14 protein-coding genes are annotated in these 15,592 nt (G+C 41.9%); 5 read left to right on the top strand and 9 right to left on the bottom strand.

The genetic code is table 11. The features are described 5' to 3' along the window. Positions 1-11 precede the first annotated feature (11 nt). Positions 12-1,469: an Asp-tRNA(Asn)/Glu-tRNA(Gln) amidotransferase subunit GatA gene (gatA, locus tag ACTJKA_RS15250; protein ID WP_007496857.1), complete on the bottom strand. Its 1,458-nt coding sequence runs from the start codon at positions 1,467-1,469 to the stop codon at positions 12-14. 14 nt (positions 1,470-1,483) lie between these two features. Then, positions 1,484-1,774: an Asp-tRNA(Asn)/Glu-tRNA(Gln) amidotransferase subunit GatC gene (gene gatC / locus ACTJKA_RS15245; RefSeq protein WP_003213898.1), complete on the bottom strand. Its 291-nt coding sequence runs from the start codon at positions 1,772-1,774 to the stop codon at positions 1,484-1,486. A 413-nt stretch (positions 1,775-2,187) separates the two neighbouring features. Between gatC and putP the strand changes: the two genes are divergently transcribed. After that, the gene (gene putP / locus ACTJKA_RS15240) at positions 2,188-3,669 is read left to right on the top strand and encodes a sodium/proline symporter PutP (protein ID WP_017359800.1); all 1,482 of its coding nucleotides are present in this window, start codon (positions 2,188-2,190) and stop codon (positions 3,667-3,669) included. A gap of 168 nt (positions 3,670-3,837) precedes the next feature. Then, complete coding sequence (locus ACTJKA_RS15235) at positions 3,838-4,530, top strand: MgtC/SapB family protein (protein ID WP_008344247.1); 693 nt, start codon at positions 3,838-3,840, stop codon at positions 4,528-4,530. Positions 4,531-4,574: 44 nt separating this feature from the next. Here ACTJKA_RS15235 and ACTJKA_RS15230 read toward each other — a convergent pair whose 3' ends face one another. From ACTJKA_RS15230 to ACTJKA_RS15210, 5 genes are all read right to left on the bottom strand, one after another. Then, positions 4,575-5,582: a phosphotransferase enzyme family protein gene (locus ACTJKA_RS15230; protein ID WP_046527516.1), complete on the bottom strand. Its 1,008-nt coding sequence runs from the start codon at positions 5,580-5,582 to the stop codon at positions 4,575-4,577. Positions 5,583-5,745: 163 nt separating this feature from the next. Continuing rightward, positions 5,746-6,933: a CamS family sex pheromone protein gene (locus tag ACTJKA_RS15225; RefSeq protein WP_008344253.1), complete on the bottom strand. Its 1,188-nt coding sequence runs from the start codon at positions 6,931-6,933 to the stop codon at positions 5,746-5,748. A 15-nt stretch (positions 6,934-6,948) separates the two neighbouring features. After that, positions 6,949-8,955, bottom strand: coding sequence for an NAD-dependent DNA ligase LigA (ligA, locus tag ACTJKA_RS15220; protein WP_017366765.1), 2,007 nt, complete (start codon positions 8,953-8,955; stop codon positions 6,949-6,951). Between the two features lie 44 nt (positions 8,956-8,999). After that, the gene (pcrA, locus tag ACTJKA_RS15215) at positions 9,000-11,222 is read right to left on the bottom strand and encodes a DNA helicase PcrA (protein WP_017366764.1); all 2,223 of its coding nucleotides are present in this window, start codon (positions 11,220-11,222) and stop codon (positions 9,000-9,002) included. A 57-nt stretch (positions 11,223-11,279) separates the two neighbouring features. Then, positions 11,280-11,972 carry a heptaprenylglyceryl phosphate synthase gene (locus ACTJKA_RS15210; RefSeq protein WP_008344257.1) on the bottom strand — a complete coding sequence of 231 codons (693 nt, stop codon included), beginning with the start codon at positions 11,970-11,972 and terminating at the stop codon, positions 11,280-11,282. A gap of 252 nt (positions 11,973-12,224) precedes the next feature. On the opposite strand from ACTJKA_RS15210, the gene ACTJKA_RS15205 reads away from it, so the two are divergent. Beyond that, positions 12,225-12,626 (top strand): DUF2283 domain-containing protein, encoded by a 402-nt coding sequence (locus ACTJKA_RS15205; RefSeq protein WP_234898371.1) that lies wholly within the window; start codon positions 12,225-12,227, stop codon positions 12,624-12,626. A gap of 1 nt (position 12,627) precedes the next feature. Here ACTJKA_RS15205 and ACTJKA_RS15200 read toward each other — a convergent pair whose 3' ends face one another. Beyond that, positions 12,628-12,858, bottom strand: coding sequence for a hypothetical protein (locus ACTJKA_RS15200; protein WP_265154398.1), 231 nt, complete (start codon positions 12,856-12,858; stop codon positions 12,628-12,630). Positions 12,859-12,997: 139 nt separating this feature from the next. Here ACTJKA_RS15200 and ACTJKA_RS15195 point away from each other — a divergent pair, with 139 nt between their 5' ends. Together ACTJKA_RS15195 and ACTJKA_RS15190 are read left to right on the top strand one after the other, a co-directional pair. Next, positions 12,998-14,578 carry an FMN-binding glutamate synthase family protein gene (locus tag ACTJKA_RS15195; protein ID WP_265154399.1) on the top strand — a complete coding sequence of 527 codons (1,581 nt, stop codon included), beginning with the start codon at positions 12,998-13,000 and terminating at the stop codon, positions 14,576-14,578. Between the two features lie 93 nt (positions 14,579-14,671). After that, positions 14,672-15,202 carry a DUF3916 domain-containing protein gene (locus tag ACTJKA_RS15190; RefSeq protein ID WP_265154400.1) on the top strand — a complete coding sequence of 177 codons (531 nt, stop codon included), beginning with the start codon at positions 14,672-14,674 and terminating at the stop codon, positions 15,200-15,202. A gap of 64 nt (positions 15,203-15,266) precedes the next feature. On the opposite strand, the gene ACTJKA_RS15185 is transcribed toward ACTJKA_RS15190, so the two are convergent. After that, on the bottom strand, positions 15,267-15,581 hold the full coding sequence (locus ACTJKA_RS15185; protein WP_007496879.1) for a YerC/YecD family TrpR-related protein: 315 nt from the start codon (positions 15,579-15,581) through the stop codon (positions 15,267-15,269). Positions 15,582-15,592 lie beyond the last annotated feature (11 nt).

Here is a 15,592-nt window from a genome sequence, read left to right as displayed (position 1 = left end):
TGATTCACCCCTTACAGTTCAGGTTTTGCTTTATGATGATCTGTTGCTTGTTCGAAAGCGTGAGCCACGCGGTAAACGGTTCCTTCATCAAAGTGTTTACCGATGATTTGCAGTCCTAACGGAAGACCATTTGCAAATCCACAAGGCACACTGATTCCTGGAACGCCTGCAAGGTTAACAGGGATCGTTAAAATATCGTTTGCATACATCGTCAGTGGATCGCTTGTCTTTTCACCAATGTTAAATGCCGGAGTTGGTGTTGTTGGTCCTACAATGACATCATACTTTTCGAAAACATCTTCAAAGTCTTTTTTGATCAGCGTACGGACTTTTTGTGCCTTTTTATAGTATGCATCGTAATATCCTGAGCTTAGAGCGAATGTGCCAAGCATGATGCGGCGTTTGACTTCGTCTCCAAAGCCTTCAGAACGGGTATTTTTATATAAATCAATCAGGTTGTCTGCATTGTCTGTACGGTAGCCATAGCGAATACCGTCAAAACGCGCAAGGTTTGCAGATGCTTCTGAAGATGAAAGCAAGTAGTAAGTCGCAAGCGCATATTTAGAATGCGGAAGAGACACTTCTTCCCATGTCGCACCAAGTCCTTCTAATACTTTCAACGCTTGAAGAACAGACTCTTTTGCTTCTTCGCCAACACCTTCGCCAAGATATTCTTTTGGCACAGCAATTTTCAATCCTTTGATGTCGCCAGTTAATGAAGAAAGAAAATCTGGGACATCGACATTTGCACTCGTTGCGTCCATTTGATCAACACCAGAAATCGCTTGAAGAACATATGCATTGTCCTCAACATTACGCGTAATCGGCCCAATTTGATCTAATGATGAAGCAAATGCGATTAAACCGTATCTAGATACACGGCCATACGTTGGTTTAAGACCAACAACACCACAGAATGATGCCGGCTGGCGAATGGAGCCGCCTGTATCTGATCCAAGAGAGAATGGTACTTCTCCAGCTGCAACAGATGCTGCTGAGCCACCACTTGACCCACCTGGAACTGTATTTAAATTCCACGGGTTCTTCGTTGCTTTGAAGCCTGAGTTCTCCGTAGAAGATCCCATCGCAAATTCGTCCATGTTTAATTTACCGATTGTGACAGCTTCCGCTTCTCTTAAGCGGTTCACAACGGTTGCATCGTAAATAGGATCGAAGTTTTGCAAGATTTTACTTGATGCCGTTGTACGTAAATCTTTCGTCACGATGTTATCTTTGACACCGATCGGCATACCGAACAATAGACCAAGCTCGTCCTTTTCACCAACGGCCTCGTCCAATTCCTTTGCGTACGCACGTGCTTTCTCTTCGTCCAGCGCTAGGAATGCTTGTACTTTCCCGTCTACTTCATGGATTCGTTTGTAAGACTCGTCCACTAGATCAGAAACAGATAGTTCCTTTTTATGTAAAAGCTCTTTTAATTCAGAAATTTTGTGGTCAAACAGTGACATGCCTCAGGCCTCCTTTAGTCCAAAATTGATGGCACACGAATATAGCCGTCTTTATGATCAGGCGCGTTTTTGATGACTGCCTCAATGGAAAGACCTTTATTCGGAACATCTTCTCTCATGACGTTTTTCATTTTTAATACATGTGTTGTTGGTTCAACGTTTTCCGTATCTACCTCGTTTAACTGCTCTGCAAATGAAATGATGCTATCAAGCTGTTCTGTAAACATCTCAGCTTCTTCTTCTGTAATCGCAAGCCGTGCCAAATGCGCAACATGCTTTACTTCTTCTATTGAAATTCTTGACATGCAGGTTCACCTCCAAAAATGATACGTGTTCGTGGTCATGATCATAAGTCATATACACTTTATCATATCAAATTTTACTGTTCTAAAGCAACTTTACGAGGACGTCTAGAAAGGCTTTGTCCACTAATATGTCATTGTGATGCAGCCAGTGTCTAAAATATTCATCAAGGTGACTTTTTATTTTTCAGAAAATTTTTACTTTAGTTTATTTTTGTAAACGCATACATATAGAAGCTTATCACCGATCCGTGCATTTTTTCTTAAAGATAAAGATGTTTAAGAAGGTTGATCACTTGGGAATACTCTGATAGGTTAAGTAACCATAGCAGAGTGAAATGTCATTTCTGTCTAGCACTTCTGTATATTTTGATTGAGGTGATGTCAAATTAATACGAAAAAGGTGAGAAAACAAAATGAGTATTGAAGTTACGATTTCCTTATCTATCTATTTTATCGGGATGCTTGCCATTGGTTGGTATGCGTTTAGGAAAACACATGATTTAAATGATTATATGCTTGGTGGACGAGGTCTTGGTCCATTCGTTACAGCTCTATCAGCAGGTGCTGCGGATATGAGTGGTTGGATGCTGATGGGTGTACCAGGTGAAATGTATAAAACAGGTTTATCGACAACCTGGCTTGCAATTGGTTTAATTGTCGGTGCTTATTTGAACTATTTAATTCTTGCACCTCGTTTACGTTCTTATACAGAAATTGCTGATGATGCCATTACGATTCCTGATTTCTTTGACAAACGATTCAAAGGATCATCTGCTTTATTAAAAGCAGTTTCAGCCGTCATCATTTTAATCTTCTTTACGTTGTATACATCATCTGGGATGGTATCAGGCGGACGTTTATTTGAGTCAGCATTCGGTGCTCACTACATGTTTGGTCTGATATTGACATCAAGTATCGTGATTTTGTATACACTGTTCGGTGGATTTCTAGCAGTGAGCTTAACGGACTTTGTCCAAGGAGCTATTATGTTTTTAGCATTAGTGCTCGTGCCGATCGTTGCCTTTACTCAATTAGGTGGACCTGTTGCCACATTCAATGATATTCAACAGATTGACCCTAAATTGCTTGATATTTTTAGAGGAACGAGCGTCATTGGCATTATTTCCTTCCTCGCTTGGGGATTAGGTTACTTTGGACAGCCTCATATTATCGTACGTTTTATGGCGATTACGTCCGTAAAAGATTTAAAACCAGCACGCCGAATCGGAATGAGCTGGATGATTATCTCTGTTATTGGTTCACTATCTGTTGGTTTAGTTGGTGTCGCATACGTACATGAAACGGGTATGAACCTTGCTGATCCTGAAACGATCTTTATCGTCTTTTCTAAAGTATTGTTCCATCCTTACATTACTGGATTCTTACTTTCTGCCATTTTAGCAGCCATTATGAGTTCAATTTCTTCTCAGCTGCTTGTGACAGCAAGTGCCATGACAGAGGATTTATACAGAACGTTTTTTAGAAAGAAAGCCTCAGATAAAGAGCTTGTGATGATTGGTCGTATGTCTGTACTCGTTGTTGCGATTATTGCTCTTTGTCTATCTCTAAACCCAAGCGACACCATTCTTGACCTCGTCGGTTATGCTTGGGCAGGATTTGGTTCTTCATTCGGTCCAGTCATCTTGCTTTGCCTATACTGGAAACGAATGAATCATCACGGTGCACTTGTCGGAATGATTGTGGGTGCCGTTGTGGTTCTTACATGGATCACGACAGGTCTCAACCATTCAACAGGTATCTATGAAATGATTCCTGGCTTTACGTTAAGTGGCTTAGCCGCAATTGTTGTGAGCTTAATGACAAGTAAACCGACAAAAGCATCAAAGCAGCTATTTAACAAAATGGAAGACCATCTCGAAGAAGAAACAAAATAACCAGAAATGAGGAGTCATCTGCATTATGCGGATGACTCTCTTTATTTTTAAATAAAATGCTTTTCTTTCTCCCGTTTCTGAATAAAATAGAAGTTGTGCAGCCATATGGGCTGTGAGAAGATCATATACATGATGTGAAACGTACATGAAGTGAAAGGAGCGATACGCATGTTTTGGACAATTGAATGGGATACGGTCTTAAAATTAGCCGTTGCCACCTTAATCGGTTTGATCATCGGTCTTGAACGCGAACTTAAGAAAAAGCCGCTTGGGCTGAAAACGTGTATTGTCATTGCTGTCAGCTCCTGCGTATTAACCATCATCAGCATTGATGCAGCCTACAATTTCCCTCGAGTCTCTAAGCTTCAAATGGACCCACTCAGGTTACCGGCGCAAATTATATCTGGTGTTGGTTTTATTGGAGCAGGTGTGATTCTTCGCAAAAGCAATGATGTCATCTCAGGTCTTACGACATCTGCGATGATTTGGGGAGCAGCAGGACTTGGGGTTGCAACAGGTGCAGGTTTTTATAAAGAAGCCTTCCTCAGTCTTTTCTTTATTCTTGTCAGTGTGGAATTTTTACCTTGGCTCTTCCAGCGGATTGGACCCATTCGGTTACAGGAAAAAGAAATCCGCATCAGAATGTCACTTTCTGATCGAAACCGTATGACAGAGATTTTAAAAGAAATGAAAGCACTCAATATTCGTATTCATTCTGTACGTATTGATGATTTAAAGGAAAAAGACTATCCGATCATGGAAGTACGTGTTCGCGTACATAAAGACCGCTATACAACCGATGTGTACTTTGATATTAAAGATTTAGAAGGCGTTGTTGGTGTGAAGTGTGATACGGTGTAGGATAAAAAGCCCCTTGCTATGTGAAACAGCAAGGGGCTTTTGATTTATGTTGTTAGCTGATGAAAGTCAAAAGGCGTAATTGGGGTTTTGTCCTCAATCTCCTTTCGAAAACGCGCCAGCATGGCACTTTCGTCAGCGCTTAGTGTTCGGAGATCAAATGCTTGATGTAAAAGCCCATAAATAAGCATATGACGCAGCATAAGGAAATCTGGTATTGTCGCCAACCATGCGTCATCAAGCTCATTCTCCTGTCGATAGCCTTTGAGAAAATGGCTCATAAATTCACCCGTAAATTCAGCTTTATCCTCATACGGAATCACCGGATACCAAAGAACGTTGTATAGCAAAATGCTTATATCATTGATAAACCAGTGATACCCACAATCATCAAAATCAAATGCAATGATTTCTCCCTGATGATAATGGAAGTTCCCGTGATGTAAATCCGCATGCACCAGTCCATAGACATCCTTGGATATTCGGAGCTGGTGAAGCTTTTGCATCAGTTCGTCTTTTCTCTGCAACACAACCGTTTGATCAGAAGGAATATACGTTTCAAGCTTTAATTGCTCCTCCTCATACCACTCTTGACGCTTATAGCGAGGATCTTTCACTTGATATTGTTTAGTCGTTTGATGCATACGCCCTGTATAGGCTCCTAACGCTTGAAACAACTGTCCATTCCAATCTGCTTCGGTCACTTTTCTGCCGGGCGCCTTTTCGTACACTCTCAGCAAAAAAGCGCCTCCTGCTTGATCGGGAATCGCTTCAACATCTTTTCCTCTTGCGGATAAAACCGGTTTAGCTACTGAGATTCCATGTTGAGATAAATACCGAATCCAGTCCATTTCTCCTAGAATATATGTGCGGGATCGGCGAATGGTATGGGTGATTTTCAATATATAACTCGACCCTTTTTCATCCGTATATTCATACACATAATTTTCTGCATCGGCTAGAAATGTGACCTGTTCTGGCTGAAAATGATAGAGTAGAGCCGCTTTCTTTAAGACCATTTGTTCATCGTATCGTGCTTTTACTTCTTTATGCATGCTGATTCTCCTTTTATCGTCTTTTTACTTATACATGACGGTAATCAGCATTTATACGAGCATCAACATACCTGCCTTTCCTTTTGATTTCCTCACATACTTTGACAAAAGTTGAAAGATTCCTCTAATTAGAAATAAAAAACCGCCAAAAGGCGGTTTTTATTTAGTCATATATATGGACCGTTGGTTCTTTATCTTCAGCATTTTTTGTGATGAGGGCTTCTTGCTGATCAGAAGAGGTGATGTTGATTTCTATATTGGTGCTCTTATAGTAATCCATGACTTCACCTGTTAAGTATTGCGTGAATGCCACGACTTCTGTTTTTCCGTAGAATTGCATTGGAATTTCTACTTTCATTTTTTGCAAGTTCCCGTTTTTATAGAAACCTTTGCCTACCACACCTGTGTAATTCGGGAAGTAGTCTTCTACCTTTGTCTTGAAGCGGTCAAATCGCTCTGAATCATCTTTGTAGCTGCTCTTAGCATTATCTGAAGGGAAGAAGACATTCTCTTCTTTAATCGTATCCCAACTGCCAATATCAGCTGATCCTGCTTTTACATCAGTTTTAGCGATGAAGTTTCCTGGAACAATAGATGATTTTGGTGCTTGTTTATAAAGAGCAATCATGACTGGGACTTTTTGCAGTCCGTCCATTTGACGAAGTCGTTTAATGACTTGTTCCGCAATTTTTTCGCCCTCTGCTAAAAGTTTCTTTGAATTCTTCGATGAATCGATGGTCACCTCTTGCTGAGGATCTCCGATATTTTCGCGATAATAATAGACAGAGTTAAGCGCAAGACCGATGACAACCCCACCAAGCTGTAAGCTATTTTTATCTTTTCTGATTAAGTAATTATGTTCTAGCATGGAAGCTAAGTAGATTGGACTATTTTCATTTTTTGACTTTGTTGAACCTGAGTTTGGAAGAGCAGGGTTTAAACCTAAGTTCTTAAAGTCTTTGTCTTCTTTTTCAGCTTTTTTCAGATCACTGCCTGTTTTTTTGCGGGCAAGCCAGCTGAGAACAGTATCTTCATCTAAATGCTGTCCTTCTTGGAACAGATAGTCGTTTGTATTGAATGATTCTGTTGCCAGGCGCATGAGTCCTGTTTCAAATTCATCAATGTCTAAGCGTGTATTGAGACGCTCTGCAGTTAGTCCTCTTGCCGCTCCTTGTTTAAACGGCAGCACCATTTTGTAATAGGAATCAGAGATGTTGTACATTGGGATGATCGCTGTTTCTTTCGTTTCATCCGTTTTTTGTGTGACCTCTTCCTCATCCTTTCCCCCAAAAGGTGCACACGCTGACAATACCAGTGTGAGCATTGTCAGCAGCAATAGCAACTTTTTCAATAGAAAACACTCCTCTTATTTCTTTAGCTCCTCGAGCATTTTGGCTTCGTCCCAGATTTCAATATTGAGTTCTTCTGCCTTTGTCAGCTTACTTCCAGCTGCTTCGCCGGCAATGACTAAGTCTGTTTTTTTACTTACACTACCTGCTAACTTGCCGCCTAATGCTTCGATCGCTGCCTTTGCATCATTACGAGACATTTCTTCTAATTTCCCCGTCAGCACAATCGTTTTTCCTGCAAAGTAGGAATCACTTTCTTCTACTTTCACGGGTTTTGGCCCTGTGTAGGTCATATTGACCCCAAGTTCTTTTAGTTCATTTAGCAAATCAAGTATTTCTTCTTTCTCAAAGTACGTGACGACTGCATCGGCCATTTTTTCACCAATTTCATCTACTTCAAGTAATTGTTCTTTCGTTGCTTGTTTTAACTGATCGATATCCTCAAAGTGCATGGCCAATGTCTTCGCTGCTTTAGAACCAATAAATCGAATACCAAGTCCAAACAATAAACGTTCAAGAGAGTTTTCTTTCGATTGCTCGATCGAACGCAGTAAGTTATCGACTGATTTCTCGCCCATTCGTTCTAGCTGAATCAACTCTTCTTTTGTTAAACGGTAAAGGTCTGATACACGAGAGACAAGCTGTTCTTTGAAAAGTTGTGTAATGACTCGCTCGCCTAGCCCATCAATATTCATCGCATTACGAGACACAAAGTGAATGAGTCCTTCACGTATTTGGGCGGGGCATTGTGGATTGATGCACCGAAGCGCCACTTCTCCTTCAATTCTGACCAGCTCACTATGACACTCTGGACATTCAGTCGGCATGTGAAACGGCTCTTCTTCTCCTGTTCGCTGATCAACAAGAACCCCTGCAACCTCTGGGATAATATCGCCCGCTTTTTTGACAATCACTTGATCAAAAAGGCGGATATCCTTCTCTTTGATCAAATCTTCATTATGAAGAGAAGCACGCTGTACTGTCGTCCCTGCCACTTTTACAGGCTCAAGAATCGCTGTTGGGGTGATGACGCCAGTACGCCCCACACTTAGTTCAATATCAATCAGCTTCGTCACGACTTCTTCGGCCGGAAATTTGTACGCAACAGCCCAGCGTGGACTTTTTGCTGTGAAGCCTAGTTCTTCTTGCTGTGCCAATGAATTGACTTTAATGACAATGCCATCGATTTCGTATGAGAAATCAGCACGCTTTGTTTTCAGTGTTTCAATGAGGTCGATCACTTCTTCAATGGTTTGGCACATCCGTCTTTCTTTGTTCGTTTTAAAGCCAAGCTCATCGAGAAGATCAAGTCCTGCGCTTTGCGTATTAACACCAATTTCATCAAGCTCCGCTATACTGTAGACGAAGATATCAAGGTTTCGTTTCGCTGCAATTTTCGTATCGAGCTGACGAAGTGAGCCAGCAGCCGCATTACGCGGGTTCGCAAACGGCTCTTCTTCGTTTTGTAATCTTTTTTCGTTAAGGGCTTCAAAAGAAGGTTTTGGCATAAATGCCTCGCCTCTCACTTCAATCGACAGAGGCCGATTGATTTTGAGCGGGATGGAACGAATGGTTTTGAGGTTCTCGGTTATATCCTCACCTGTTGTCCCATCACCCCGCGTGGCACCCCGGACAAACACGCCATTTTCATAACGGAGAGAAACAGCGAGTCCGTCAATTTTCAGCTCGACATTGTAAGCGACGTCGTCACCGACTGCTTGACGAACCCGGCGGTCAAAATCAAGAAGGTCCTGTTCATGAAACGCATTGCCGAGACTGAGCATCGGTGTGCCGTGACGTACTTTTTGGAAGGCGTCTAAAACAGCACCGCCTACTCTTTGCGAGGGTGAATCCGCTGCTTTTAAATCAGGGTATTCTTCCTCCAGAGAGATCAGCTCACGCATCCGCGCATCATATTCAGCGTCAGGAACACTTGGACGATCCAGTGTGTGATATTCGTAGTTGTATTGATTCAAAATCTGGTGTAGTTCCTCGATCCGGCGTTTCGCTGCTTCTTTATCCATCTGCTTCTTCCTTTCACTTCATCCGTTTTGTCAGTCCTATCAGTTTATTGCTTTTCGATTGGCGCAAAGGCGGCAAGGAGACGCTTAATGCCTGTAGGGCTTGGGAAGGCAATATCAAGCTCTGTACTATCTCCACTACCTTTTACACTCACAACCGTGCCAACGCCCCATTTTTTATGAGCGGCTTTATCACCGACAGCCCAGCCAATGCTGCCGCCGCCTGTGTTTTGAATGGTTTGCGTTTGGGGACGTGAGACAGGCCCTCGTCTTTGCGGTCTTTCTCTCGTTTGGCCAAACGGTGTTTTCGTTTCTTTTTTCTCATTTAGGTTGTCCAATAAATCAGCTGGTATTTCTCTGATAAATCGTGATTCCAGATTCATGTTCGTCCGGCCGAATAACGTTCTCATCTTCGCACTTGATAAATAAAGCTCTTCTTCGGCCCGTGTGATCCCTACATAAGCAAGACGGCGCTCTTCTTCCATCTCGGCATCTTCCATTAATGAACGGCTGTGCGGGAAGACGCCTTCCTCCATGCCCATTAAGAACACAACGGGGAATTCCAGCCCTTTTGCGGCGTGAAGCGTCATTAAAATGACCGCATCCTGATCTTCTTCCTCAGCCTCATCCAGCTTATCAATGTCTGCGACGAGGGCGAGGTCTGTCAGGAAGGTGACAAGTGATTTATCTTCATTTTGTTCTTCAAAGTTTTTAGTGACCGATAGAAACTCGTCAATATTTTCTAAACGGCTTTGTGCTTCAATCGTTTTTTCGATCTTCAGTGCTTCACGGTAGCCTGTTTTCTCTAGGATCTCTTCCGTTAATTCTGTGACAGATAAATAATCCTGCATATTTGTCATTTGATCAATGAGCTGTTTGAATTCATCAAGTGCATTGGCAGCTCTTGCACTGAGTCCAATGAAATCCACCTGACCAAGTGCTTCAAACATAGAGAGATCATTCATTTCTGCGTATGCGGCAATTTTATCAACAGAAGTCGCCCCAATTCCACGCTTTGGTACGTTGACAATGCGCGCAAAACTAATATCGTCATCTGGATTTGCCACAAGGCGTAAGTATGCCAAAATGTCCTTGATCTCTTTTCTGTCATAGAACTTCGTGCCGCCGACGATGTTGTATTGAATGTTCGCCTTCATTAACGTTTCCTCTATGACACGTGACTGAGCGTTCGTTCGATAGAGGATCGCAAAATCAGATAATTTACGCTTGCCGCTCTGATGAAGCTGACGAATCTTTCCAGCGACAAATTGACCTTCACCGAATTCATTATCCGCACGGTAATAGGCAATCTTCGCTCCTTCATCATTTTCTGTCCAAAGATTTTTCGGCTTACGGTTTGAATTGTTTTGAATCACCGTGTTTGCGGCATTCAGAATACGTTTGGTCGATCTGTAATTTTGCTCAAGCAAGATCACTTCACTGGACGGATAATCTTTTTCAAAGGAAAGAATGTTTGTAATATCCGCTCCACGCCAGCGATAGATAGACTGATCCGAGTCACCGACCACACATATATTTTGAAAACGCTGCGCGAGCAGTTTCACAAGCATGTACTGCGCTCTGTTTGTATCCTGATACTCGTCGACATGAATGTATTGGAATTTTCGCTGATAGTGTTCTAATACTTCAGGAATTCGCTCAAACAGACGAATCGTCATCATAATAAGATCATCAAAATCGAGTGATTGGTTTTTGAGTAATCGTTTTTGATAATCTGTGTAGACATCGCTCACGACTTGATCGTAAAAGTCACCGGCTGTTTTTGCGTATTCCTCTGCGTCAATGAGTTCGTTTTTTGCACTACTGATTGAACCTAAAATGCTACGTGGATCAAACTTTTTAGGATCGATATTTCGTTCTTTTAAAATGTTTTTAATGACTGAAAGCTGGTCAGATGTGTCTAATATAGAAAAGTTGCGATTCACACCAATACGGTCAATATCGCGTCGTAAAATGCGTACACACATGCTGTGGAACGTAGAAATCCAAATGTCATCCGCACCAGGCCCTAAAATGGCTTGTACACGCTCACGCATTTCTCTTGCTGCTTTATTTGTAAAGGTAATCGCTAAAATATTCCACGGTGCCACATGCTTTTCTGCCATTAAATACGCAATTCGATGCGTGAGCACTCGTGTTTTTCCACTACCTGCTCCTGCCATCAGTAGCAGCGGCCCGTCTGTTGCTTTGACCGCTTCTTTCTGCGCGTCATTCAGCCCTTCTAATAGATGATTCGATATTTCATTCATTTCATTCACCGCCAATTCGAACTTATGTTCTATTTTAACCCGTTTCGTCTTGTTTGACTATGATGACTTTTTCACTGCGTCGACTGTCTTTAACGCTTCTTTAAAATTGTCATAAATGACGTTTCCCACGACGACAACGTCTGCGTGCTGTGCAAAGTCTTTCGCCTGCTCTTCGCTTTCAATACCGCCGCCATAAAATAGAACCGTTTCATGTAGCACTGCTTTTGTTTCTTTCACAAGCTCTATATCTCCAAGCGTTCCGCTGTATTCTAAATAGAAGATGGGCAGTTTCATCAAGTGCTCTGCCACTCTCGCATAAGCCCTTACGTCATCTATATCCAGTGCCGTATTTGCCTCTGTCAGCTTAGCCGCTTTACACTCTTCGTTTAAGATGACATATCCTTCCGGCACAATCTCTTCCATTGACATCAAATCACCGTATTCCTTCATCGCATCCTTATGCAGACCAACAATCCAATCAGGATGAGCGCTGTTTAACACAGTGGGGATAAAATACAGGTCAAAGCCAGGCACAATCATCTCATGTGTCGAGATTTCAAGGACACATGGCACAAGAAAGCGGCGCACCTTTGACATCAGTTGCAGCACGTTGTCTTCTGTCACATTGTCACTGCCGCCAATTAAAATGGCATCCGTACCGGATTCACAAATCGCTTCAAGTTGTTCATCGGAAATCTCTTTATTTGGATCGAGTTTAAAGACATGCTTCCACTCGGTAACATCATACATGAAAAACGTTCCTCCATTCGTTTCATTCCATTTAAATATTATAACAAAATCAGACACCGCAAAAAATGGGTAACCTCCTTCAGCTAAAAGTTTCATTCTTTTGAAAATAGTCGATTTTCATTTTAGGCGAGGTGAATGATTCAAGAGGCGCTGAGGGAGATAAATAGATCGATGCTGAACTGAAATGAGAGCTACTTCATCTCATCACATGATATTATACATGAAAGGAACATTTTACTATCGACCAAGCAGGTGAATGATTTGAAAAGAACCATCACATATGATCAAACGATCGGCATTGGATATATCTATCTCATCCCGCCTCGAATCGGGACAATCAAAGAAACCATTGAATTAGACGTGAATGAATGTGTGAACGTAGACATCGACAAAGAGGGCCGAGTGGCTGGGCTGGAGTTATTTGCAGAAGAAGCCGAGGTTTTGAAGCACACACCCGTTTATGAGGACGAGCTTTCGTTACGTTTTACGGATCAAGAAGTTCTCTCAACCTATCATTTATCAGGCATTGAATTTCTTTTCTCGACGCCTGATCACGAAGGGTTGATCGGTTTTACGCTTGTCGATCCTCTTCGATATCACATCAAAAAAAAGACAAGAAAAAACCGTTTTGAATGGTCAAAACGGTTTTTCTAAACTATTGTCTCACTTCATTAAAATAATGAACAGATGTCATGGCCCCTTCATCGACCATCTTGTTGTCTTGAATATCTAACGGATCAGGGTGACCAGCTTTTTCAGGAACCTTTTCATCTGAGCGGAACATGCTTGCCCATTTTTTGAGATGCTGTTTATTTTTCACTGCTAATAACACTGCACCACCAACCCCTAATCCTGCAATTACATACGCATTCGGACGCTTATTCATGTATGTTCCCTCCCCTTATGATCTTATTTGTAAGTTACCCCGCCTTTTCATTTCTAAACGTCACAATCTGTTGAAGTGGTTTCTCTTTCAATGAAAAGTGGAATAACAACAGTAATGATAGAGAAAAGAGGGGATTTTCGTGACAACAACTTTCATTGTCATTGGCGCATTATTAGTGATTTTTTTCATCATACCAATCATTTTATTCATCTGGATTTGGATGCGAGATGAAAAACAGGAAGAGCATTCTGTCCTACGAAATTATCCGGTCATTGGAAAGCTACGGTTTATTTTTGAAAAAATAGGACCTGAGCTTCGTCAATATCTGTTTCTAAATGATCGAGAGGAGCTTCCTTTCTCAAGAAGAGAATACGAGCAAGCTGTCATGTCTGGGAAGTACAAAAGCCGGACAATGGGCTTTGGATCAAAACGTGATTTTGACAAGCCTGGTTACTATATTCGCAACGTCCTATTTCCAAAGCAGCGAGATGAGTTACGCATCGATCAATCTGAAAAAATCCAAACAAAAGTGTATCAGATCGATCAAGACAATTTACTGAGAAGAAGTGAACATACAAAAGAGGTAGAAGCAAAACCTTATTATCTCCATGAAGAAGATGTACAAATCATTGGTGAACATACGTGCCAAAAACCCTTCCGCGTCAAAGGATTAATCGGTCAATCAGCCATGAGCTACGGCTCCTTAGGCGACCGGGCGATTACGGCTCTATCCTCCGGCTTAAAAATGGCTGGCGGCACATGGATGAACACAGGTGAAGGCGGGCTTTCGCCTTACCATCTCAAAGGGGGCGCCGATATCATTTGCCAGATTGGGCCTGGTTTATTTGGGGTTCGAACGGAGGATGGCGCATTTTCGTTTGAAGAGTTTAAGAAAAAAAGTGAACATGATGAGGTAAAAGCCTTTGAACTCAAGCTGGCACAAGGGGCGAAAACACGCGGGGGACACATTGATGGTGAAAAAGTCACAGAGGAAATTGCCCAAATCCGTAAACTGCCGCCACACCAATCCATTGACAGTCCGAACCGGTTCGAGATGTTTCACTCCATTCCTGACATGCTTGATTTTATTGAACAACTGCGAAACATCGGCGGAAAACCAGTTGGAATCAAGCTAGTTGTTGGACATAAAGAAGATATCGAGGAGCTTGCTCTCTATATGAAAAAAAGCGGAAAACATCCTGATTTCATTACAGTGGATGGCGGAGAAGGTGGCACAGGTGCTTCCTTTCATGAACTGGCTGATTCCGCCGGCCTGCCCATTTTCACCGCACTGCCGATAGTCCATCAAATTTTGAAGAAATACGGGGTTCGAGATCAACTCAAGCTGTTTGCGTCTGGTAAACTTCTCTCCCCTGATAAAATCGCCATTGCCCTTTCCATGGGAGCGGATTTTGTAAATATCGCACGAGGATTGATGTTCTCGGTTGGCTGTATTCGGGCGCAAGTATGCCACACGAATAAATGCCCTGTTGGGGTTGCCACCACAGATCCAAAGCTGCAAAAAGGTTTATCCATTGAAGAAAAGAAATACCGCGTCTGCAATTATATCCTGTCCCTTAGAGAAGGTTTGTTTAATTTATGCGCAGCAGCTGGAATTGAATCACCTATTCATTTTAACGAAAAACATATTATTTTTAGACAAGAAAACGGCCAGACAAGTGAAGTCCCTATGTTCTCAGGCACAGAGCAGTCTGTCTAGTTTAAAAAGGTGCGTTTCCGCACCTTTTTTCGTTGACATTCTTGCTCAATCACGTATAAAGAACTTAATAGATCTTTGATAAGGAGAAAGAGTATGCGTGAAAAAAAGGTCCGCGGTATGAAACGAAAGACTCAACAGATCATAAAAGAAATGAACGCAAATACGCAGTCGTTTCCGGCGAATGTTTCTGACTACTGGCACCTGCCTTTACCAGCGGCTTATGATTTTATGACGTCCAACAGAACACCGAAAAAGATCAAACGTCTATGCATTCAAACTCTATTGAATAGAGCTGAGCATCTCATTGATTTGAAACCAAACGACGGGGACATATATCGTGTCGTGGTCGCAGTCGATCTGCCTGGATTATGGCATTCACAGATCATTGTGTTTAAAGGGGATTCTTATGTGAAAGATTTCTTCAACAGACAAGATGAGTATCAGACATGGCTTCCCCTTTCTGATCAGAGAAATATTCAAAAAGAATGGGATTTATCTGTTCCGCAAAATATGCGAACCATCGGTTTTAAGGAAGTAATCACTGATGACGATGAAGTGTCCTATGAAGGTGAACGATGGTTTATGGGAGAACTTGATGATATCAAAAAGAGCCATTTCAAATGAAATGGCTTTTTTTGTTCAACTTCAAAACGACAAATCATAAAGAATATTTGCAGTAAAAGCTGCTTTATTTTGTTTCGTCCGTTGCTTGTTGCTCTGCTACGCGGTCAAGTGCCATTGTATAGGCATCATTTCCGTAGTTCAAGCAGCGTTTGACACGTGAGATAGTGGCTGTACTTGCACCTGTTTCCGTCTCAATTTTATGATACGTATTTCCCTCGCGAAGCATACGCGCTACTTCAAGACGCTGTGATAAAGATTGGATTTCATTGATGGTGCACAAATCATCAAAAAATCGATAACATTCTTCCAGGTCTTTAAGGGATAAGATGGAGTTGAATAGCTGATCTAAGCTTTTGCCCCTTAATTTATCAATTTGCATCTTTATACATC

This window comes from Bacillus sp. 22190 (assembly GCF_052045575.1).
Lineage (GTDB): Bacteria > Bacillota > Bacilli > Bacillales > Bacillaceae > Bacillus > Bacillus altitudinis.
This window is presented reverse-complemented; position numbering and strand designations above follow the sequence as displayed.